Origin of the sequence: Kitasatospora sp. NPDC058046 (assembly GCF_042885595.1) — a bacterium.
Taxonomy (GTDB): Bacteria; Actinomycetota; Actinomycetes; order Streptomycetales; family Streptomycetaceae; genus Kitasatospora.
This window is the reverse complement of the sequence record NZ_JBHVRS010000016.1, coordinates 199731-220964: the sequence shown is the minus strand read 5'-3', so window position 1 is coordinate 220964 and position 21234 is coordinate 199731. Positions and strand designations below refer to the sequence as shown.

At 73.9% G+C, this 21234-nt stretch carries 19 protein-coding genes; 6 read left to right on the top strand and 13 right to left on the bottom strand.

The window, feature by feature from the left end; genetic code table 11:
• The first annotated feature begins 26 nt into the window (after nt 1–26).
• The 3 genes from ACFVU7_RS29100 (at nt 27) to ACFVU7_RS29090 (ending at nt 3482) form a co-directional block, all read left to right on the top strand.
• Complete coding sequence (locus ACFVU7_RS29100; protein WP_049649515.1) at nt 27–974, top strand: hypothetical protein; 948 nt, start codon at nt 27–29, stop codon at nt 972–974.
• Nucleotides 975–1403: 429 nt separating this feature from the next.
• Entirely contained in the window at nt 1404–2927 is a 1524-nt protein-coding gene (locus ACFVU7_RS29095; RefSeq protein ID WP_049649514.1) for an aldehyde dehydrogenase family protein, read from the top strand.
• 231 nt (nt 2928–3158) lie between these two features.
• Complete coding sequence (locus ACFVU7_RS29090) at nt 3159–3482, top strand: hypothetical protein (protein ID WP_049649513.1); 324 nt, start codon at nt 3159–3161, stop codon at nt 3480–3482.
• A 79-nt stretch (nt 3483–3561) separates the two neighbouring features.
• Here ACFVU7_RS29090 and ACFVU7_RS29085 read toward each other — a convergent pair whose 3' ends face one another.
• Nucleotides 3562–4785: a serine hydrolase domain-containing protein gene (locus ACFVU7_RS29085; protein WP_388047969.1), complete on the bottom strand. Its 1224-nt coding sequence runs from the start codon at nt 4783–4785 to the stop codon at nt 3562–3564.
• A gap of 122 nt (nt 4786–4907) precedes the next feature.
• Here ACFVU7_RS29085 and ACFVU7_RS29080 point away from each other — a divergent pair, with 122 nt between their 5' ends.
• From ACFVU7_RS29080 to ACFVU7_RS29070, 3 genes are all read left to right on the top strand, one after another.
• The gene (locus tag ACFVU7_RS29080; protein ID WP_049649511.1) at nt 4908–5417 is read left to right on the top strand and encodes an NUDIX hydrolase; all 510 of its coding nucleotides are present in this window, start codon (nt 4908–4910) and stop codon (nt 5415–5417) included.
• Between the two features lie 131 nt (nt 5418–5548).
• A complete protein-coding gene (locus tag ACFVU7_RS29075; protein WP_387819931.1) occupies nt 5549–6391 on the top strand; it encodes a TetR/AcrR family transcriptional regulator in 843 nt (280 codons plus the stop codon).
• Nucleotides 6392–6643: 252 nt separating this feature from the next.
• Entirely contained in the window at nt 6644–8563 is a 1920-nt protein-coding gene (locus ACFVU7_RS29070) for a hypothetical protein (RefSeq protein WP_388047967.1), read from the top strand.
• A 154-nt stretch (nt 8564–8717) separates the two neighbouring features.
• Here the strand turns inward: ACFVU7_RS29070 and ACFVU7_RS29065 are convergent, their stop codons facing one another.
• The 12 genes from ACFVU7_RS29065 to ACFVU7_RS29010 form a co-directional block, all read right to left on the bottom strand.
• Complete coding sequence (locus ACFVU7_RS29065) at nt 8718–9743, bottom strand: TetR/AcrR family transcriptional regulator C-terminal domain-containing protein (RefSeq protein WP_388047965.1); 1026 nt, start codon at nt 9741–9743, stop codon at nt 8718–8720.
• Between the two features lie 155 nt (nt 9744–9898).
• Nucleotides 9899–10609: a spermidine synthase gene (locus ACFVU7_RS29060; protein ID WP_388047964.1), complete on the bottom strand. Its 711-nt coding sequence runs from the start codon at nt 10607–10609 to the stop codon at nt 9899–9901.
• Between the two features lie 102 nt (nt 10610–10711).
• The gene (locus ACFVU7_RS29055) at nt 10712–11848 is read right to left on the bottom strand and encodes a YeiH family protein (RefSeq protein ID WP_380777729.1); all 1137 of its coding nucleotides are present in this window, start codon (nt 11846–11848) and stop codon (nt 10712–10714) included.
• 58 nt (nt 11849–11906) lie between these two features.
• Nucleotides 11907–12488 (bottom strand): cysteine dioxygenase family protein, encoded by a 582-nt coding sequence (locus ACFVU7_RS29050; protein WP_074004375.1) that lies wholly within the window; start codon nt 12486–12488, stop codon nt 11907–11909.
• Between the two features lie 124 nt (nt 12489–12612).
• Nucleotides 12613–13518, bottom strand: coding sequence for a LysR family transcriptional regulator (locus tag ACFVU7_RS29045; protein ID WP_049649505.1), 906 nt, complete (start codon nt 13516–13518; stop codon nt 12613–12615).
• Nucleotides 13519–13685: 167 nt separating this feature from the next.
• On the bottom strand, nt 13686–14555 hold the full coding sequence (locus tag ACFVU7_RS29040) for an amino acid ABC transporter permease (protein WP_117492528.1): 870 nt from the start codon (nt 14553–14555) through the stop codon (nt 13686–13688).
• Entirely contained in the window at nt 14552–15196 is a 645-nt protein-coding gene (locus ACFVU7_RS29035) for an amino acid ABC transporter permease (protein ID WP_074004373.1), read from the bottom strand. The genes ACFVU7_RS29040 and ACFVU7_RS29035 overlap by 4 nt, the downstream gene beginning before the upstream one ends.
• A gap of 12 nt (nt 15197–15208) precedes the next feature.
• Nucleotides 15209–16111: a glutamate ABC transporter substrate-binding protein gene (locus tag ACFVU7_RS29030; protein WP_387820559.1), complete on the bottom strand. Its 903-nt coding sequence runs from the start codon at nt 16109–16111 to the stop codon at nt 15209–15211.
• Between the two features lie 66 nt (nt 16112–16177).
• On the bottom strand, nt 16178–16906 hold the full coding sequence (locus ACFVU7_RS29025; RefSeq protein ID WP_220450147.1) for an amino acid ABC transporter ATP-binding protein: 729 nt from the start codon (nt 16904–16906) through the stop codon (nt 16178–16180).
• A gap of 47 nt (nt 16907–16953) precedes the next feature.
• Complete coding sequence (locus ACFVU7_RS29020; protein WP_049649495.1) at nt 16954–17199, bottom strand: lipopolysaccharide assembly protein LapA domain-containing protein; 246 nt, start codon at nt 17197–17199, stop codon at nt 16954–16956.
• A 156-nt stretch (nt 17200–17355) separates the two neighbouring features.
• Complete coding sequence (locus ACFVU7_RS29015; RefSeq protein WP_049649494.1) at nt 17356–19128, bottom strand: ABC transporter ATP-binding protein; 1773 nt, start codon at nt 19126–19128, stop codon at nt 17356–17358.
• A 43-nt stretch (nt 19129–19171) separates the two neighbouring features.
• On the bottom strand, nt 19172–20947 hold the full coding sequence (locus tag ACFVU7_RS29010; protein WP_380777723.1) for an ABC transporter transmembrane domain-containing protein: 1776 nt from the start codon (nt 20945–20947) through the stop codon (nt 19172–19174).
• Nucleotides 20948–21234: the final 287 nt, after the last annotated feature.

The window sequence follows — 21234 nt, the reverse complement described above, 5'->3', positions numbered from 1 at the left end:
CCAACCTCCGCTGCACCGGGAGTCCGATGTCTGACGACACCTCACTTCAGATTCCGTTCCCGCACCGCCGCAGTCCGCACGGCCCGCGCGCCACCGCACTGCACCGGGACTGGCTCATCCGCCACCCCCTGCTACCCGACGCCGACCACCCCGGCTACGCCCACTGGGAAGTGGTGGACCTCGCCGCGCTCGGCTACCCGGACGCCGGTCCGGACGAACTCGCCCTGGCCGCCGACCTGATGGGCTTCTACTTCCTCTTCGACGACCAGTTCGACGGCCCGCTCGGCCGCCGCCCCGCCGAAGTCGCCCCGATCTGCGAACGGCTGATCGCCGTCCTGCACGGCGCCCGCCCCGACCAGGACTCCCCGGTCGAGACCGCGTTCGCCGACCTGTGGGACCGCAGCGTCCAGGGCATGCCGGCCCGCTGGCAGGCCCGCGCCGCCTACAACTGGGAGTACTACCTGGCCAGTCACCCGGCCGAGGCGGCCGGCCGGATCTCCACCCGGCCGCCGGACCGCGACGGCTACCTGGAGCTCCGACGGGGCACCGCGGCCATGGAGACCATCTTCGACATGGTCGAACGCCTGGGCCAGTTCGAGGTCCCGGCCGCCGTCCTGCACCACCCGGTGCTGCGCCAACTCCGCCAGCTGGCCGCCGACATACCGTCCCTCAGCAACGACGTGCGCTCCTACCCGCTGGAGGCGCCGCGCGGGGACGTGAACAACCTGGTCATGATCGTCCAGCGGGAGCGGTGCTGCTCGGCCGAGGAAGCCTGCGCGGCGGTCATCGCCGAAGCCCAGCTGATGGTCGACCGCTGCGCCGAGCTGCGCGACCGACTGCCGGACGTCCACCGCGAGTTGGGACTCTCCCGGATCGAACGCGTGATCGCCGAGCGGTACGCGGACGGACTGCTGACCTGGCTGGCCGGCTACCTCAGCTGGGAGGCCCGCACCGGGCGGTACCACGCGGTCTGACCGGGCGCCCGCCCCGAACCGCCCGACGGGCGTACGGCAGCCCGCCCCGGGAGCGCCGTCCGGGCCACGCGGCGGCGTGCGGCGGCACGCCGCGGGAACGCGGCCGGAACGCGCGCCCCGCAGCGATCCGGTTCCGGGCGCCCGAGGTGATCCGCTCCGGGGCGCCCCTGGCGATCGGTCCCGGACTCCCGTCGGCACACCCCCGGGAGCGGCCGGCGGACACACCCTCCGTACGGGCCCGGCGCACGGACCGTAGCCGCGCCGGGCGCCGGGCGGTTATCGTGCTCGACGGCGGGCGCCCAGCGGGGCGCCGGTCCGATGGCGTGTCCCACCCCTCCCGCCGGACCGCCCCCTGACCGGGCGGTCCGGCGTGCCGCCCGCGGCCCGAGCCGTGCTGGCGGCACCCGACGCAGCGAGGAGACACCGAGCATGACGGTCTACCAGCCCCCCGGCACCCCCGGCAGCATCGTCGCCTACCGCTCCCGGTACGAGCACTGGATCGGCGGCGACTGGACGCCCCCGGTGCGCGGCGAGTACTTCGGCAACCCGACCCCGGTCACCGGCGAGGTGTTCACCGAGGTCGCCCGGGGCACCGCCGAGGACATCGAGGCCGCCCTGGACGCGGCCCACGCCGCCGCCCCGGCCTGGGGCCGCACCTCGGCCGCCGAGCGCGCGCAGGTGCTGCTGCGGGTCGCCGACCGGATGGAGGCGAACCTGGAGCGGCTGGCCGTCGCGGAGAGCTGGGAGAACGGCAAGCCGGTGCGCGAGACGCTGGCCGCCGACCTCCCGCTCGCCGTCGACCACCTGCGCTACTTCGCCGGTGCGCTGCGGGCCCAGGAGGGCAGCCTCTCCCAGCTGGACGAGGACACCGTGGCGTACCACTTCCACGAGCCGCTGGGCGTGGTCGGCCAGATCATCCCGTGGAACTTCCCGATCCTGATGGCGATCTGGAAGCTCGCCCCGGCGCTCGCGGCCGGCAACGCGGTGGTGCTCAAGCCCGCCGAGCAGACCCCGGCCTCGGTGCTGCTGCTCGCCGAGCTGACCGCCGACCTGCTGCCGCCCGGCGTGCTCAACATCGTCACCGGCTTCGGCGAGGAGGCCGGCGCCCCGCTCGCCGCCAGTCCCCGGGTCCGCAAGGTCGCCTTCACCGGCGAGACCACCACCGGCCGGCTGATCGCCCGCTCGGCCGCCGACAACCTGATCCCGGTCACGCTGGAGCTCGGCGGCAAGAGCCCGAACGTGTTCTTCGCGGACGTCGCCGCCGCCTCGGACGCCTTCTACGACAAGGCCGTCGAGGGCTTCGCGATGTTCGCCCTCAACCAGGGCGAGGTCTGCACCTGCCCCAGCCGCGCGCTGATCGACTCCGCGATCTACGAGCGGCTGCTCGCCGACGGCCTGGAGCGGGTCCGGGCGATGCGCCAGGGCGACCCGCTGGACACCGAGACCCAGGTCGGCGCCCAGGCCAGTGTCGAACAGCTGAAGAAGATCCTCTCCTACTTCGAGATCGGCCAGGAGGAGGGCGCCAAGCTCCTGGCGGGCGGCGAGCGGGCCGACCTCGGCGGTGCGCTGGCCGGCGGGTACTACGTCACGCCGACGGTCTTCGAGGGCGACAACTCGATGCGGGTCTTCCAGGAGGAGATCTTCGGACCGGTCGTCTCGGTCACCCGCTTCGACGGCTTCGACCACGCCGTCGCCCTCGCCAACGACACCCAGTACGGGCTCGGCGCGGGCGTCTGGACCCGCAGCCTCAACACCGCCCACCGGGCCGGCCGCGCCATCCAGGCGGGCCGGGTCTGGACGAACTGCTACCACGCCTACCCGGCCCACGCGGCCTTCGGCGGCTACAAGAACTCCGGCATCGGGCGGGAGAACCACAAGGCGCTGCTGGAGCACTACCAGCAGACCAAGAACCTGCTGGTCAGCTACTCCCCCGACGCGGTCGGCTTCTTCTAGGAAGTCGGCTTCCTCCAGGGAGCGGAGCGGCAAAGCGGAGCGGGAGGCCCACCGGGGCCTCCCGCTCCTCGCCACTCCCCGTGGCGGGCTCCGGGGCGATTCGCCTGTTCCGGGGATCAAAGCACATGAATGCGCCCATTTCACCGACGCGCCGCCGACATGCCCGGACGGCCCGCGCGAAAGCCGTAGACAGGACTCCCCGTACCCCAACCCCCGATCCGGGAGTCCCGCGTGACCATCGCCCCCACGAAACTCAGCGACCCCGCCGTCCGCGCCTTCGTCACCGCGGTCAACGCGGGCGACCGCGAGGCCTTCTTCGCGCTGCTCGCCGCGGACGCGACCATGTCCGACGACGGGTCCGAGCGCGACCTGGCGGACTGGGTCGACCGGGAGATCTTCGGCCCGAACGGCCGGATGGCCGTCCAGACCGAATCGCACGGCGGCCACGCGCTGGTCGCCGAGTTCACCAACGAGACCTGGGGCACGATGCGCACCGCGTGGCGCTTCACCGTCGACGGCGGGAAGATCCGCCGCTTCGAGACCGGCCAGGCCTGAAGCGACCGGCCTGACCCGGGGCCACCAGCCAGGCCTGGGACTACCGGCCGGGCCTCGGGGCTACAGGCTGACCCCGGGGCTACCGGTCCAGCCCCAGGCACCCCCGCACCGCGCGGATCAGGTTCCGCGAGCGGACGTCCCCGGTGACACCCGGCTGCATGCCGTTGGTGACGTAGCCGAAGCCCAGCCCCAGGTCGGGGTCGGCGAAGCCGAGCGAGCCGCCCCGGCCCGGGTGGCCGAAGCTCGCCGGGGAGGCCATCGGCGCGGTCGGGCCGTGCCGCCAGAAGCCCAGGCCGAAGGTGGAGTTGACGATCAGCACCCGGTCCGGCCCGCTCACCGCCGGCCCGACCGCGCGCGCCAGCACCTCGGAGCCGAGCAGCGGCGGCAGCAGCGCGCCGGAGCCGTCCGCACGGTCGGCCGTGCCGATCAGTGCCGCGTAGAACCGGGCCAGCGACCGGGCGGTGCCGATGCCGCCGGCCCCGGGGATCTCGGCGGCCTGCACCGCCGGGTCGTTGAGGTCCACGCCGGGGCGCACCGAGGCGAAGGAACGGGCGGTCAGCGAGGCCGGGTCCTGGTAGGCGTCCCGGACGGACTGCTTGGGCCGCAGCCGCAGCCCGCTCGGACCGGTCCGCGCCGCCTCCGGGGCCGGCAGGTCGACCAGCTTGCCGACCCGGGGCGCGGCGCCGGCCGGCAGCCCGATCCACAGGTCCAGCCCGAGCGGCCGGGCGACCTCCTCGGCGAAGTACTGGCCTATGGTCCGGCCGCTCACCCGGCGCACCACCTCGCCGACCAGCCAGCCGAAGGTGTACGGGTGGTAGCCGTGCGCGGTGCCGGGTTCCCAGGCGGGCTCCTGCGCGGCGACGGCGGCGGCCGCGCGCTCCCAGGTGAGCACGTCCTCCAGCCGCAGCGGCACGTCCAGCGCGGGCACCCCGGCCTGGTGCGAGAGCAGCTGGCGCACCGGGACCCGGCCCTTGCCGGCCGCCGCGAACTCCGGCCAGTACGAGGCCGCCGGGGCGTCCAGGTCGAGCAGGCCGCGCTCGACCAGCAGCAGCGCGGCGGTCGCGGTGAGGCCCTTGGTGACCGAGCGCAGCACCTGGGCGGTGTCCGCCGTCCACGGCACCGCGGGCGCCGGCCGGCCGCCGACCTCCGGCCGGGCGTCGCCGCCCCACAGGTCGACCACCTTGCGGCCGCGCACGTACAGCGCGAAGGCCGCGCCGAGCTCGCCGTAGTCGGCGAAGTTCCGTGCGAAGGCCTCCCGTACGGGCTCGAACCCCTCGGCCGTCTCGCCCCAGATCTCCACCACCGCGTGCCGTCCTCGACCAGTTCCGCTGCTTCTCATGCCATGTGCGCTCGCTTTCGATCTCCTTCGATCCTTCTTCGATCGAATTCGTTCGAACCGAGCCCCGAAACCCTAACCTGTCCCCCATGACCAACCCTGCCGAGGAACTGCTGGACATCGTCGACGAGCACGACCGCGTGATCGGGACCGCCCTGCGCGGCGAGGTGTACCGGCGCGGGCTCACCCACCGCTGCGTCTTCATCCTGGTCCGCGACCCGGCCGGACGGATCTTCGTCCACCGCCGCACCGACACCAAGCTGTTCGCCCCCGGCGCGTACGACATGTTCGTCGGCGGCGTGGTCGGCTCCGGCGAGACCTACGCCGAGGCCGCCGTCCGCGAGGCCGAGGAGGAACTCGGCGTCCACGGCGTCACCCCGCGGCCCCTGTTCAAGTTCCTCTTCGAACAGGACCGGCTCTCCTGGTGGTGCGACATGTACGAGGCGGAGTGGGACGGCCCGGTCTCCCCCCAGGAGTCCGAGGTCGCCTGGCACGCCTGGCTCACCCCCGCCGAACTCGCCGACCGCCTCACCCGCGACACCTTCGTCCCCGACGGCCTGGAGGCCTACCGCCGCTACCTGGAGCTCCGGTCCGCCTAGCGCCGCCGAGGCCTCGGAGCCGACGGTTCGGGGTGCGGGGCGGCGTGCGGGCTTCGGAGACGGCGTGCGGGCCGACGGGCGGCGCGCCCCAGGCTCCACCGGAGGGCCCGCGACGAACTAGGGTGGCGCGCATGGCCTCCCGTACGCCGTCTCCGACGGCCGACCACGCAGCACGGACCTCCGCATCCGCCGGGGCGGCGGGCGGGCGGCCGCGTCGGCGGCTGAGCGTGGACGAGCGGCGGGAGCAGCTGATCGCCGTGGCGCTGGAGCTGTTCAGCCGCCGACCGCCGGAAGAGGTGTCGATCGACGACATCGCCGCCGCCGCGGGCGCCTCCCGGCCGCTGGTCTACCACTACTTCCCCGGCAAGCAGGCGCTGTACGAGGAGTCGCTGCGGCGGGCCGGGCAGGAGCTGTCGGCGCGGTTCGAGGAGCCCATGGAGGGGCCGCTGTCGGAGCGGCTGCACCGGGTGATGGGCCGCTACCTGGACTTCGTGCAGAGCCACGGGCCGGGCTTCGCCGCCCTGCTGCGCGGCGGGTCGGTGGCGGCCAGCGCGGGCACCTCGGCGGTCATCGACGACGTGCGCCGGGCGGCGCAGGAGCAGATCCTGGCCCACCTGGCGATCCCCGCGCCGAGCGTCGGGCTGCGGCTGACCGTCCGGGCCTGGATCGCCAACGCCGAGATCACCTCGCTGGAGTGGCTGTCCGAGCGCTCGGTGCCGCTGGCGGAGCTCCAGCTGCACCTGGTGCAGGAGTTCGTCGCGGCGCTCACCCTCACCGCCGCCCGCGAGCCGGCGCTCGCCGCCGAACTGGCCTCCTTCTTCGCCGACGAGCGCCCCAACGGCCCGACCGGGCGCCTGGTGCGGGACCTCGCGGGGCTGTTCGCCGTGCCGGGGATCGTCGAGGCGGTCACCGCGCTCGCGGCCGGCACCCCCGACGACGGGTCCGCGCAGGCCACCGGGGCCGCCGCCGAGTGACCCGCGCGGTCGGCGGATCGACGACCGGGGCCGGCGGAGCGGTAACCGTGCCCGGCGGAGCGGTAACCGGGGTCGGCGCCGGACTCGTCACCGCGCGCCGACCGCCCAAGTGATCATCGGGTGATCCTGCGGTTCGGTCAGGACAGTGGGCTCTGATAGGAATGAGCAGGGATCTGACGGCGCGCCGCCGCGCCGGGGCCGGTCCCACCCGAACCACCGACAGCAGACGGAGCAGAGCGGGGGGCTCACCAGGTGACCCAGGACGTCCAGTTCAGCGTGGAGGCCAATCCCTTCGCGGCAGCGGAGCAGGTCTGCGCGACCCTCGGCACCCTCACCGACGCCCTCTTCGACCAACACACCTCGCGCCACCCCGTGGCCTCGCTGAGCGCCCTGCGGACGGCCGAACACCCCGCCGCCGAAGCGCTGTTCGCCCTGCCGCTGGCCCCCAACGGCCCGGTGCACACCGCCCTCGACCGGCTCGGCACGGTGACCACCGCGGGCACCGGACGGCCGGGCACCGGCGCGCGGCTCACCGACCGGGTGGTCACCGCGCTCCAGGCCCGGTACGGCGGCGGCGCGGTGCGCGGTGCCATCGCCGACCGGGGCACCACCTCGGCCGCGCTGTTCCAGCTCCCGGTCACCGGCGAGTTCGCCGACGCCAAGCTGCGTCCGCCGTTCGCCCCCGCGCTGGCCGCGCTGGCGGCCGGGCAGCAGACCCGCCAGCCGGTCGAACTGCCCACCGGCGCGGGCGCCGAGGTCCGGCTGGTCGTACCGCCCGGCTTCCACTCGCTGACCTCCCCGGGCGGCCCGCCCGGCGTCTCCGCCCGTACGGTGCCCCCGCTGCCCGACGGCGCGGACCGGACCGGCGGCAGTGCGAGCGGTGGGAGTGCGAGCGGCGGCAGTGCGAGCGGTGGGAGCGCCCCGGCCACCGTGGCGGCCGCCGATGAGCTGGCCCGGCACCTGGCCGAGGTCGCCGAGGAGCTGTTCAGCGCGACCGGTCCGGAGCCGCGGCGCGACTTCGCGGTGATCTCCGCCACCCTGGCCGACCTGATCCGCGACGCGGGCGTCGTGTACGCCGGCGTCTGCGCCCTGGAGCTGGACGACCGCGCCTCGGACGCCGCCCTGGTCGTCTCGCTCGCCCGGCACCCGCTGCCGATCACCGCGCTCGCCACCGAGCTGGCCACCGTCCGGCGGCACGCCGAGGTGTGGACCGTGCTGCTGCCGGCCGGACCGGCCGCCGTCCTGGTCGAGGGCCGGACCGTCCCGGTACCCGGACCGCTGGCCGCCGACGGACAGCGGCGCTGGGTGGTCACCTCGGCCGTCCAGGCCTTCGTGCCGCTGCCGGATGGCGGGACGGTGCTGTGCGCCCAGCTGTCCACGGCACGGCCGGAGGACTGGGAGCTGTACACGGAGGCGTTCGCGGAGCTGCTGAAGAGCATCCAGTTCGGCTGGGACGGCGTACCGGTCCCGGGCGCCGCGACCGCCGTCCCGGCCGCCGCGGTGAGCAGCGTTCCGACCCCGGCGCCCGCTCCCGCCCCGACCCCGTCGCCTGCCGCCACCATCGAGGAGGCGTCGGCGGAGGCGCCGGAGGAGAGGCCGGTGCACCTGCGCGGCACACCGGTACGGGTGCCTCCCGCGGACTTCAACCCCTTCGCGCCGGTCGCGGAGACCCCGGAGGTCCCCGCCGCCGGTGGGGACCAGGCGGCACCGGACGCCGAGGGCGGACCGAAGGGCACCCCGGTGATGGTCCCGCCGCCGGACTTCAACCCCTTCGCCATGGGGGGCGTCCCGGACGTATCGGGCGACGCGCCCGCCACCCAGCCTGCCGGGGCGGCTCCGGTCGCCGATCCGTTCGGCACCACGGTCGCGGCCGAGCAGAAGGCCGACCCGTTCGGCACGACTCTCCCCTCCCAGGGCCCGGCCGTCCCGCCGCCGCCCTCGACCCCGCCCGTCATCCCGGCCCAGGCACCGCCCGCCGCGGCCGCGGCGGAGCGGAGTCCGGGGCAGGGCGGGGACGCGGAGGAGCCGGCTCCGGGCAAGGGCACGCCGGTGATGGTCCCGCCGCCGGACTTCAACCCCTTCGCCATCGGGGGCCTCCCGGACCTGTCGGCTCCCGAACCGGAGCCGGCGGAGGAGGCGGACGCCGAGCCGCAGAACCGCCCGTTCGGCTGAGCCGGAGGCGGGGGAAGCCGCTGCGCGCCGTCACCGCGAACGGGTGACGGCCGTCAACGGACAGCTGACGGCTGACAGGTAACAACCGACAGATGACAGCTGACAGATTTCAGCGAACGAAATCTGAAATCTGTTACCTGTTACCTGTCATCTGTCAGCTGTTCGCCGCCCCCGGCCCCCGCCGCTCGATCATCAGACCGACCCCGTCCAGCATCCGCGCCATCCCGAACTCGAACAGCGCCTCCAGGCCCAGGTCGATCTCCGGCCCCCGGCTCATCGCGTCGAACATCGGGAACCGCTCCGGATCCGCCATCAGCCGGGCGTGCTCCTCACCCTCCACCCGGTCCATCCACTCCTCCGCGGACAGCCCGCTGTCCTGCTCGGCCTGCGCCTCCCGCTCGAAGTGGACGGCCAGCCCGCACACGAACGCCGCCAGGGCGACGGCCGCCTGGGCCATCTCCTCGCCGCTCAGACCCCGCCCCGCCAGGGCGGCCATCGACCGCTCGGTGTGCAGTGCGGCGTCCGGCGCCAGCACGGGCCGGGTGAAGGACATCGTGGAGGCCAGCCACGGGTGACGCCGGTAGATCCGCCACTGCAGCCGGGCGACCGTCTCCAGCCCCTCCCGCCAGTCCTCCGCCGGCGGCTCGGGCAGCGGCTGTTCCCCGAACGCCACGTCCGTCATGAGCCGCAACAGCTCGTCCTTGCCGGGCACATGACGGTAGAGCGACATCGTCGCGACGCCCAGATCGGTCGCGACCCGGCGCATCGACAGCGCCGCCAGCCCCTCCTCGTCGGCCACCCGGACGGCCGTCGCGACGATCCGCTCCCGGGTGAGCTCACCCTCGCCGCCCGCTCTCACCCGCCGCGCCGCGGTCGGCGCCGTGGCCGGCTCCGCCACCGGCCGCGCTTCCCGCGCCGGTTCCCGCCGCGGCTCCCGGGCCCGGACCTCCTCCGGAGCCGCCTTCCCGGCCACCACCGTGCCCACCCCGGGAACGGCCCGTACGAGCCCTTCCTCCCGGAGGCGGTTCAGCACCTTGGTCGCCGTGGCCATCGCGACGCCCCACTCCTGGGTGATCCGCCGGGTCGACGGCACCCGCGCCCCCGGCGCCAACTCCCCTGCCGCGATGCGACGTCGGAGCTCGGCCGCGATCCGCTCCGAGGGACTCCCGCTCTCAGCCACCCGATCCCACCATCAACCTGCCGTTCAACAGCCGTGATGCCGACAGCAGTTGACGCACCAGGCGCCAACCATCGGCCGCCACAGCCGGGTTCACCCGCGATCCGGCCGCACCCGGCCCGATCCGCGTCCGCCCTCAGCCGGCCCTCGGCGCGCCCTCAGCCCGCCCGCCGGGCCAGGTGCACCACGTCCGGCACCCCCCGGGCGACCGGGATCTCGTGCGTCACCACGTCCGAGAACCCCACCGCCCGCAGCGCCTCCTCGAAGGCCGGCGAAGGCTGCGCGCTCCACACCGCCAGCACCCCGCCCGTCCGCAGCCGGTGCCACAGCACCGCGAGCCCGTCCGCGCCGTACAGCCCGTCGTTGGACTCGGTGACGGTCCAGTCCGGCCCGTTGTCGATGTCCAGGCACAGCGCGTCGTAGCGCTCGCCGTCCGCCGCCGCGAGGTACTCCAGCAGGTCGGTGTGGAGCACCTCGACCCGCGCGTCCTCCAGCGCACCGTCGGAGAAGGCGCCGAGCGGGCCGGTCCGGTGCCAGTCGATGATCGCGGTCTCCCGCTCGACGATGGCGATCCGTCCCCAGCGCGGCTCGGCCGCCGCGTACGCCAGCGAGAAGCCGACCCCGAGGCCCCCGATCAGCACCGACGGCCGCTCGACCGGGCCACCCGGGCGGTCCAGCTCGTCCAGCGCCGCCTGGATCAGCAGCCGCTCCGAGCGCCCGTCGGCGGTGTCCATCAGGAAGCAGCCGTTGGCGATGATCTCGAAGTCCCGACCGCGTTGCCGGAGCACCACCTCGCCGTACGGACCCTCCCGCCGGTCGAGGGTGACGACGGCCTCGTGGCCGTCGCGTTCGGGCAGTGCGGTGGTCATCCGTCCCCCTTGGTGGACTCGGGCGAACTCGGCTGCGGTGCCGCCCCCGTACGGACGGGGCGGGCACCTGCCCGACAATAGCCGAGTCCGCACCCGGGTCCGTCAGGTCGTGACCAGCACCCCCACGTAGGAGACGCCCGCGACGACCACCCAGGACCCGAGTCCGAGCAGGGCGATCCGCCCGCCGGTGCGGGCCATGGTCGGCAGGTGCACCGCACTGCCCAGGCCGAACAGCGCGGCGGCCAGCAGCAGCCCCTGGGCGTCCGCGGCCAGGTCGAGCGCCCGCTCGGGCAGCACCCCGGTGGTCCGCAGGACGATCATCGCGAGGAACCCGGCCACGAACAGCGGCACGATCGGCGGACGGCTGCCGGTCTTCACCGACTTCTCAGCCGGCTTCTCACCCGACTTCGCACTCGACTTATCGCCCGACGCCGCGCCCTCCTCACCCGCCCCGCCCGCCGCTGAGGCCCCCACCGGAGCGCCCACCGGCGCCCCGACCGGAACCTCCGCCAAGGCCGCCACCCGCGCCGCCCGCAGGTTCCGCCGCACCGCCACGGCCACCCCCGCGACCAGCGGCGCCAGCAGCACCACACGCATCAGCTTGACCAGCACCGCTTCGCGCAGCGCCCCGGCCCCGCCGGTCTGCGCGGTGGCGACGACCTGCCCGACGTCGTGCACGCTCGCCCCGACCCAGCGCCCGAACTCCAGCTCGCCGAGCCCGAGCGGGTGCTGGAGCAGCGGCAGCACGGCGATCGCCAGCGTCCCGCAGAGGGTCACCAGCGCCACCGAGGCCGCGACGTCCTCCTCCTCGCTGCCCGCCGCCTGGCTGACCGCGCCGATCGCCGAGGCCCCGCAGATCGAGTACCCGGTGGCGACCAGCAGCGGCTGGTCCCCGGGCAGGCCGAGCCGCCGGCCCAGCCAGAGCGTGCCCGCGAAGGTGGCCGCGACCACCGCGAGCACCATGGCGACGGTGGCCCAGCCGAGGCCGAGCACGTCGTCCAGGCTGAGCTTGAGCCCGAGCAGGACGATCCCGAGCCGCATCAGCCGCTTCCCGGCCGTGGACAGCCCCGGCCGGGCGATCCCGCGGACCACCGGGCGCAGCCCGGGCAGGTGGGCCACCAGCATGCCGAGCAGGACGGCGGCGGTGAGTTCGGGCACGGCCGGCACCAGCGCGTGGATGCCCAGCGCGGCGGCCACTCCGAGGGCCGCGAGCAGCAGCCCGGGAGCGTCCCCGCGCATCGGGGGCAGTGAGCGGGTGCCGGCGGTGCGGTGCCTGAGGGTCAGTGCCACGCCGCCCTCACTGCTGCCGGTCGGCGGGCAGCCGGTAGACCCGCCGGATGCTGGTGCCGAGCCGCGAGACGTCCGCGCCGTAGACGTGGATGGAGATCGCCGTGCTGCTACAGGAGTTGCGCACCAAGTGGATGTCGCCGGGCGGGGCGAAGGCGGCCACGGTGCCGGCCGGGCCGGCCACGTGCTCGGTCTCGACCAGCCGGGAGGTGGGGCCGTCGGAGACCAGCCGGTAGCGGGTCTCGCTCTCCTGGCCCTGGTGGACGCCGGCCACGCACCAGGAGACGTGGTCGTGGATCGGGGTCTGCTGCCCGGGCAGCCAGACCAGGGCGACGACGGAGAAGCTGCCGTCCCCCTCGGCGTGCAGGACGTGCTGGCGGTAGCGCTGCGGGTCGCCCTCGCGCTGGGCGGGGGTGAGCAGCGCGTCGGGCCCGTCCGGGTCGGCGTGCAGGTGCGGGGCGAGGCGCTCGCCGACCAGGTAGGCGGTGAGCTCCGGCGGGAGCCCGCGGTCCACGACGGCGCGGATCTCACTGATCAGCGCGGTCATCCGCTCGGTGAGCCGGTCGCTGCCGACCGTGGCTGAGGGTGTCATCCCAGCAGGTTCGAACCTATGGACCCATCACGTCCAAGGAGGGTTTGTAAGCAATCTCCCCATCAACGCTTATAGGTCGCCGGGTGGCAGTCCATGCTCGTCGGTCATGTGGCCCGCCGACGGGTCAGCACCCGACCCGGCTCGCCGCCGCCTGCCGCAGGTGGTCCAGCACCAGCCCGGTGGCCGGGATCCGCCGGTGCTCGCGCAGCACGTACGCGCTCACCTGCCGCCGCAGGTGCGGCTCGACGGCCCGTCCGGTGACCTTGCGGTGGCACATGAAGGAGAGCACCAGCGCCGGCATCAGCGCGATCCCGACCCCGGCGGCGACGAGCGACTGCACCGCGAGGTTGTCGTCGGTGGAGAAGACGATGTCCGGTGCGAAGCCCTCCTCCGCACAGACGTGCAGCAGGTTGGCCCGGCAGCGCGGACATCCGGCGATCCAGCGTTCGCCGCCGAGGTCGGCCAGCCGTACGGCGTGCCGGCGGCCGAGCGGGTGCCCGACCGGCAGCAGCACCGTGAGCAGGTCCTCCATCAGCGGGATCTCGTCCACGCCCTCCGGCACCTCGGCGGCCGCGCCGGGGTACCGGAACGCCAGCGCGATGTCGCACTCCCCGCGCAGCAGCCGCTGGACGGAGTCCGGCGGCTCGGCCTCCAGCAGCTCGACCCGCACACCGGGGTGCTCGGCCAGCAGCCGGGCCATCGCCTGGGGTATCAGGGTGGCGTTGGCGCTGGGGAAGGCGCAGACCCGCACCCGACCGGCGCGCAGCCGGGCCAGCGCGGCGAGCTGCTGCTGGGCGGCGGACATGCTGCCGAGGATCAGCTCGGCGTGCCGGGAGAGCGCCTCGCCGGCCTCGGTGAGCCGCAGTCCGCGCCCGGCCCGGGTGAAGAGCGGGACGCCGACGGTGCGTTCGAGCGCCTTCATCTGCTGGGTGATGGCGGGCTGGGTGTAGCCCAGTTCGCGGGCGGCGGCCGAGTAGGAGCCGGCCCGGACGACCTCGTGGAACGTCCTGATGTGCCGCGAATCGAACACCGGCTCCATGGTCCCTCCCGCCCTCTCGTCCACCGTCGGCAGCCCCGTTCCGGCCGCGCTCCGGTCGTCCACGGGCCGCGCCCGGGCGCCCGAGAATCATAAGAGGAATTTGGAGGTACCGACCCCAACCCCACCCGTACCTATGGTTCAGCCCCGAACCGGCCTTCTCACAGCTGCGCCGACGGAGGCAGCCCCACCGGCACCCCTGCCTTGGCCACCGGTGCCCCGCCCCGCGCGCTCGGACTGCGCCGGCTGCGCCGCTCCACGAAGCGGGCGAGCCAGGAGAGCAGCAGACACATGCCGATGTAGATCGGCGCGATCACCATCACCACCGGGATGAACGGCAGGTCGTAGTCCAGGTTGGTGGCGATCAGCTTGCCCGCGTGCAGGAACTCCTCGAAGGTGATCAGGAAGCCCAGCGAGGTGTCCTTGAGCGCGACCACCAGCTGACTGATGATGGCCGGCAGCATCGCCCGGTTGGCCTGCGGCACCAGGACGTACGTCATCACCTGGGTCTTGCGCATCCCCAGCGCGAACGCCGCCTCCCGCTGCCCCTTGGGCACCGCGAGCACGCCGGCCCGGAACACCTCGGCCAGCACCGAGCCGTTGTAGAGCACCAGCCCGGCCACCAGCGCCCAGAGCGGCTGCACCTTGAGCGCGACGAAGACGAAGAAGATCATCACCAGCACCGGCATGGCCCGGAAGAACTCCACCACCAGCGTGGCGAGCCAGCGCACCACCCGGTGGTCGGAGAGCCGCCCGGCCGCGAACAGCGCGCCGAACGGCAGCGCGAACAGCACCGTCCAGCCGAAGGCCTGCAAGGTGTTGCCGAGCCCGCGCAGCAGCAGGTCCTGCACGCCCCGGTACTCGAAGGGCTGCCACTTGGCGTACGTGAACTGGTGGGTGTGGAAGAGCATGTAGACCACCCAGCCGATCAGCGCCGCGATCAGCAGCAGCGCGATCCCGCCGTACAGCCGGTGCCGGGAGAGCGCCTTCGGGCCGGGGATGTCGTACAGCGCCGAGGATTCGACCGTCATCGGGACACCGCCACTCGTCGTTCCAGCAGGTTGAAGACGGCGCTGATGGCCAGGGTGATGATCAGGTAGCCGACGGCGATCCAGACGAAGGTCCAGATGATGCTGTAGCCCAGCTCGTTGATGGTCCGGTAGGTGCCCAGCAGCTCGGTGACGCTGAACGAGCCGGCGATCGCCGTGTTCTTCGCCAGCGCGATCATCACACTGCCGAGCGGCGCCACCACCGAGCGGTACGCCTGCGGCAGCACCACCAGGCTCATCGTCTGCCCGAAGTTCATGCCGAGGCTGCGGGCCGCCTCGCCCTGCCCGGTCGGCACCGTGTTGATGCCCGACCGCATCGACTCGCAGACGAAGGCCGAGGTGTAGCAGCCCAGCGCGAGCACCGCGAAGGTGTAGAAGGGCAGGGTGATGTCGAACCGGGGCAGGCCCAGCACCACGATGAAGAACAGCAGGGTCAGCGGCGTGTTGCGCAGCACCGTCACCCACAGCGTCCCGAACACCCGCAGCGGTTTCACCGGCGAGACCCGGAAGCCCGCGATCAGCACGCCCAGCACCAGCGACAGCACGGCGCTCACCGCGAACAGCGAGAGCGTGCCGAGGAACCCGTCCCAGTAGGTCGACCAGTTGTCGGTCAGCGTTTTCACGGCGCGGCCCTCTCAGTACCGGTCGATCTGCGGCGGGTTCGGCGCCGGCTCCCCGGAGAGGCCGAGGGTCGCCTCGAACGCCCTCCTCCAGTCGCCGTTCTGCATGTGGTGCTCCAGAGCGTCGTTGATCGCGCCGCGCAGCACGGTGTCGTTCTTCGGCACCCCGATGCCGTACGGCTCGGTCGAGAACAGCGGGCCGACCACCTTGAGCTCGTCCGGCACCTTGGCCGCGTAGCCGAGCAGGATCGCGTTGTCCGTGGTCACCGCGTCGACCTGGTTGGTGATCAGGTTGTCCACGCAGGCCGAGTAGGTGTCGTAGCCGATCAGCTTGGCCTTCGGGTACTGCGACTGGATGCGCTGGTACGGCGTCGAGCCGGCCGCCGAGCAGACCTTCTTGCCGTCCAGGTCCTGCGGGCCGTGGATGGTGGTGTTGTTCTTGCGCACCAGCAGCGACTGCCCGGCGATGAAGTACGGGCCGGCGAAGCCGACCAGCTTCTTCCGGTTGTCGTTGATGGTGTAGGTGCCGACGTAGTAGTCCACCTGGCCGTTCTGCAGGGCGGTCTCGCGGTTGGCCGAGGCGATCGTCTTGAACTGGATCCGGTCCGGCGGGAAGCCCAACGAGGCGCCGACCATCTTGGCGATCTCGATGTCGAAGCCGGAGTACACGCCGGTGGCCGGGTTCTTCTGGCCCAGGTACGGCTGGTCCTCCTTGGCGCCGACCATCAGGTGGCCCCGGCCGCGGGCGGCGTCCAGGGTCGGCGAGCCGGTGATCGCGGAGGCGTCCTGCACCTGGTAGCTGGGCAGGGCGCTGGGCTGGGGGCCCTTGGGCGGCGGGGTGCCGGGCTTGCCGCAGCCCGCCACCAGCGCGGTGAACAGCAGGGCGGCGGCGAGCACGCGCCGCCCCGCCCGCGCCACGGGCCTTCCCACAGATCTTCCCGCGGGCCTCGCCGCCGGCGTCGTCTCACGGTTCACGGCGCCGCCTCAGTGCTTCAGGATCTTGGACAGGAAGTCCCGGGCACGATCGCTCTCAGGAGCGCTGAAGAAGTCCTCCGGGGCGCGGTCCTCGACGATCCGGCCGTCGGCCATGAACACGACCCGGTTCGCGGAGGCCCGGGCGAAGCCCATCTCGTGGGTGACCACGATCATCGTCATGCCCTCGCTCGCGAGCTGGCGCATGACGTCCAGCACCTCGTTGATCATCTCGGGGTCGAGCGCCGAGGTGGGCTCGTCGAACAGCAGCGCCTTGGGGTCCATCGCCAGCGCGCGGGCGATCGCGACCCGCTGCTGCTGCCCGCCGGAGAGCTGCGCCGGGTACTTGGCCGCCTGATCGGCGAGGCCCACCCTCTCCAGCAGCGCGCGGGACTTGTCGTCCGCCTCCGCCCTGGGCCGGCCGCGGACCTTGATCTGCGCGAGCGAGACGTTCTGCAGCACGGTCTTGTGCGCGAACAGGTTGAAGGACTGGAACACCATGCCGACCTCGGCGCGCAGCCTGGCCAGCCCCTTGCCCTCCTCGGGCAGCGGCTGGCCGTCGATCAGGATGGTGCCGTTCTCGATCGGCTCCAGCCGGTTGATGGCCCGGCAGAGGGTGGACTTGCCGGAGCCGGACGGGCCGATGACGACGACGACCTCGCCGCGTCCCACCGTCAGCTCGATGTCCTGCAGCACGTGCAGGTCCCCGAAGTGCTTGTTGACCCCGCGCATCTCGATCAGCGGGGTGAAGGCCGATGCGCCGGCCGGAGCCGGCCCGGGGGCTGTGGTCACCTGCTGCGCCGTCCCTTCAGCAGCCAGCCCAGCGCGACGCCCGCGATCAGCGTGGCCAGCAGCGCGATCCAGAGCGGCGCGGTGACGGTGAAGACCCAGAACTGGATCTTGACCTTGTCGAGGTTGGCGAACAGGAACCACACGGCGAGGACGACGATGGCGCCGATCCCGATGTAGCGCGTGGGAATCCCGCCGATCTCACCGCGCGGGGAGCGGGACGAGCCGTCTGAAATCTTGGTCACCGGAGCAGTCTGCGGGCCGGGCGGCCGATTTGCCCGGTTACGCGCCCCTCCGGGCCAGGGAGTAACCCGTACGGGGCAATCCGGCCCCGTACGGGTTTGAAGCCCCCTCCTACCGGGACGGCCCGCTCCCCGCTCGTCCCGCCCCGGGCCGCCGCACTACCGCTCGTCCCGCCAGGACCGCCAGAGCGCCGCGTACGGACCGCCCGCCGCGACCAGGTCCGGGTGGCTGCCGTACTCGCTGATCCGCCCGCCCTCGACCACCGCGATCACGTCCGCGTCGTGCGCGGTGTGCAGCCGGTGGGCGATGGCGATGACCGTCCGGCCCTCCAGCACCCTGGAGAGCGAGCGTTCCAGGTGCCGGGCGGCCCGCGGGTCCAGCAGGGAGGTGGCCTCGTCCAGCACCAGGGTGTGCGGATCGGCCAGCACCAGCCGGGCCAGCGCCAGCTGCTGGGCCTGCGGCGGGGTCAGCGAGGTGCCGCCGGAGCCGACCTCGGTGTCCAGGCCCTCCGACAGGGCGTCCACCCAGGCCCCGGCCTCCACCGCGTCCAGCGCGGCCCGCAGCTCGGTGTCGTCCGCGTCGGGAGCGGCCAGCCGCAGGTTGTCCCGCAGGGTGCCGACGAAGACGTGGTGCTCCTGGTTCACCAGGGCGACCTGCGCGCGCACCCGCTCGGCCGGCATCCGCGCCAGCGCCGCACCGCCGAGGGTCACGCTGCCGCGGCCGGGGGCGTAGATCCCCGCCAGCAGCCGGCCGAGCGTGGACTTGCCCGCGCCCGACGGCCCGACCAGCGCGACCCGGCTGCCCGGGGCGACGTCCAGGCTGATGCCGTGCAGGACGTCGGCGCCCTCCCGGTAGCCGAACCGGACGTCCTTCGCCTCGACCCGACGGCCGTCCGGCCGGGCGGACTCGTCCCCCTCGTGCTCCGGCACCTCGCGCACGCCGACCAGCCGGGCCAACGAGGCCTGGCCGATCTGGAGCTCGTCGTACCAGCGCAGGATCAGGTCCACCGGGCCGGTCAGCATCTGCGCGTAGAGCACGCCGGTGGTCAACTGGCCCACGGTGATCCAGCCCCGGAGGGTGAACAGCCCGCCGAGCACCAGGGTGGCGAGCACCGCCGACGTGTAGACCGCGTCGATGGTCGGGAACCAGACCGAGCGCAGCCACAGGGTGTACCGCTCCCAGGCCAGCCACTCGCGCAGCTTGCGGTCGGTCAGCCGGACCCGCTGGTCGCCCAGCCGCAGGGCCTCGACCGTCCGCCCGGCGTCGACCGTCTCGGCCAGCACGTTGCTCACCGCCGCGTACCCGGCCGACTCGCTGCGGTAGGACTGCGGCGCGCGCCGGAAGTACCAGCGGGAGCTGACCAGCAGCAGCGGCAGGCCGACCAGCGAGGTCAGTGCGAGCAGCGGCGAGGTGACCAGCAGCGCACCGAGCACCAGGAGCAACGACACCACGGCGACGGCGAGTTCGGGCACCGCCTCGCGCACCGACTTGTCCAGCCGGTCGATGTCGGTGGTGCCCCGGGAGACCAGGTCCCCGGTGCCGGCCCGCTCCAGCACCCCGGTCGGCAGGGCCACCGAGCGGACCAGGAAGTCCTCGCGCAGGTCGGCCAGCACCTTCTCGCCGAGCACCGCGCCGCGCATCCGCGACCAGCCGGTGAACGCCGCCTGCGCCACCAGGGCCAGCAGGTACCAGGCGACCGCCACCGTGATGGTGGACCCGGCCGTACCGGTGGCCAGCGACTCGACCAGGCGGCCGAGCACCCAGGGCCCGACCAGCCCGGCCACCGTGGCCGTCGAGTGCAGTGTCACCACCGCGGAGAACCCGCGGCGGTGCCGCCGCGCGAGCAGCAGCAGGTACCCGCGCACGGCGGCCGGGGAGCCGACCGGCAGGGTGGTGGCCGGCCCCTGTTCCTCCTGGACGGGGGGCTTCATGACGTACTCCTCGCGTGCGTGGCAGGGAAGTTGACGATGGTCCTCATACGGCCCCACCCACCGGGCGGGCCGCTTCCTCGTCGCGGGTGACCACGGCCCGGTAGGCCGGCTCGGTCCGCATCAGCTCACGGTGCCGCCCGGCCGCGACGACCCGGCCCTCCTGCAGCAGCACCACCCGGTCCGCCTGGTCGAGCAGCAGCGGGCTGGTCGCGAACACCACGGTGGTGCGGCCGGCTCGGGTGTCCCGCAGCCCGGAGGCGATCCGCGACTCGGTGTGCGCGTCCACCGCGCTGGTGGGCTCGTCCAGCACCAGCACCGGAGGGTCCGCCAGCAGGGCGCGGGCCAGCGCGAGCCGCTGGCGCTGCCCGCCGGAGAGCGAGCGTCCGCGCTCGGTGATCCGGGCGCGCATCGGGTCTCCCCCGCACTCCGGCGAGCCCTCCACCAGGGCCTCCAGCACGTCGTCGGACCGGGCCGCCGCGAGGGCCTCGGCCGCCGGGACCCGCCCCGAGGACGGGATGTCGAACAGCTCGGCCAGCGTGCCGGAGAGCAGCACCGGCTCCTTGTCGTGGACCAGCACCGCCGCCCTGGCCTCGGCCAACGGCACCGCGTCCAGCTCCGTGCCGCCGAGCCGCGCCGAGGCCTGTGCCCGTTCGCCCTCGGCCAACGGGACGTGGCCGCCGAGCCGCTCGGCCAGCGCCCCGGCGTAGTCCGGGTCCCCACAGACCACCGCGGTCAGCTCGCCGGCCCGTGCCGTCAGGCCGCTCGCCGGGTCGTGCAGGTCGGCCTTGTCCGGCCTGGCCAGCGCGGCCTCGGCCGTACCGGTGGTCCGGTCCAGCGAGAGCACCCGGACGGCCCGCCCGGCGGAGACCCGGGCCACGCTCCAGGCGTGCGCCGCCTCACCCAGGATGCGCAGCGGAGCGGCCAGGAAGGCCGTCGCGCCGTACACCGCGATCAGGGTGCCGACGGCGAGCTCGCCGGAGGCCACCAGCCGGGCGCCGTACCAGGTGACGCCGACCACGAACAGGCCGGGCAGCAGCACCTGTTGGGCCTGCATCAGCGACCAGATCCGGGACGACCGGACGGCCGCCGCCCGGACCTTCTGGGACGCGGCCCGGTACCGCTCCAGGAACAGCTCCTCGCCGCCGATGCCGCGCAGCACCCGCAGCCCCGCGACGGTGTCGGCCGCCAGCTCGGTGGCCTTGCCGCCGAGGGCGCGCTGCTGCTCGTAGCGCCGCTCGAACGGCCCGATCAGCGGCCAGACGGAGGCCGCCAGCACCGGGACGCCGAGCAGCACCCCGGCCCCGAGCACCGGATCGACCGTCAGGACCACCACGCTGACGGCCAGCCAGACGATCACCGCGGACCGGACCCGGGCGACCAGCTCGACGTACCAGCCGATCCGCTCGACGTCCCCGCTGCCGACCGCGACGACCTCGCCGGTGGCGATCCGGCGGGACAGCCCGGCCCCGAGGTGCGAGGCCTGCCGGGCCACCAACTGCCGTACGTGGGTGGCCGCGTGGATCCAGTTCCAGACCGCCTGGCGGTGCAACAGCACGGTGCCGACCGAGGCGCCCGCGCCCAGCAGCAGCAGGAGCCCGGCGGCCCGCCAGATCCCGCCGGCGTCGCCGTCCACGGCGGCCTGCACGCCGAGCCCGAGCGGTATCGGCAGGGCGGCCTGGCCCCCCATCTCGATCAGCGCCCAGAGGGTGGCGAGCAGCTGCCCGCGCCGCTGGCTGCGCTGCAGCCAGCGCAGGAAGGCCAGGGGTGAGGAGAGGTCGGGACGGCCGGGATCGGCCAGCGGCAGGGGGGTGAGCAGCATGACACTCCGATACGAGCGGTGCGCGGGTGCAGGGCACGGGCGCACAGGGGTGCGAGGGAGCCAGGAAGCAAGGGGAGCCGGGAAGCAGGGGGACCGGGGCGCACGGAACGCCTCAGCGCCGTGCGCACAGCACGCACGGCGACCGAACGCGGCAGGCGGCCCGGGCCGGCGGGCGGAGGATGCGCGGCGCTGCGGCACGGCGCCCGGCGCGACATCGACGCTGCGTCCGGAGCGGACACCGGACGGACATGGAATGGGCACGAAGGGCCCGGAAGTCAGGAGGTCAT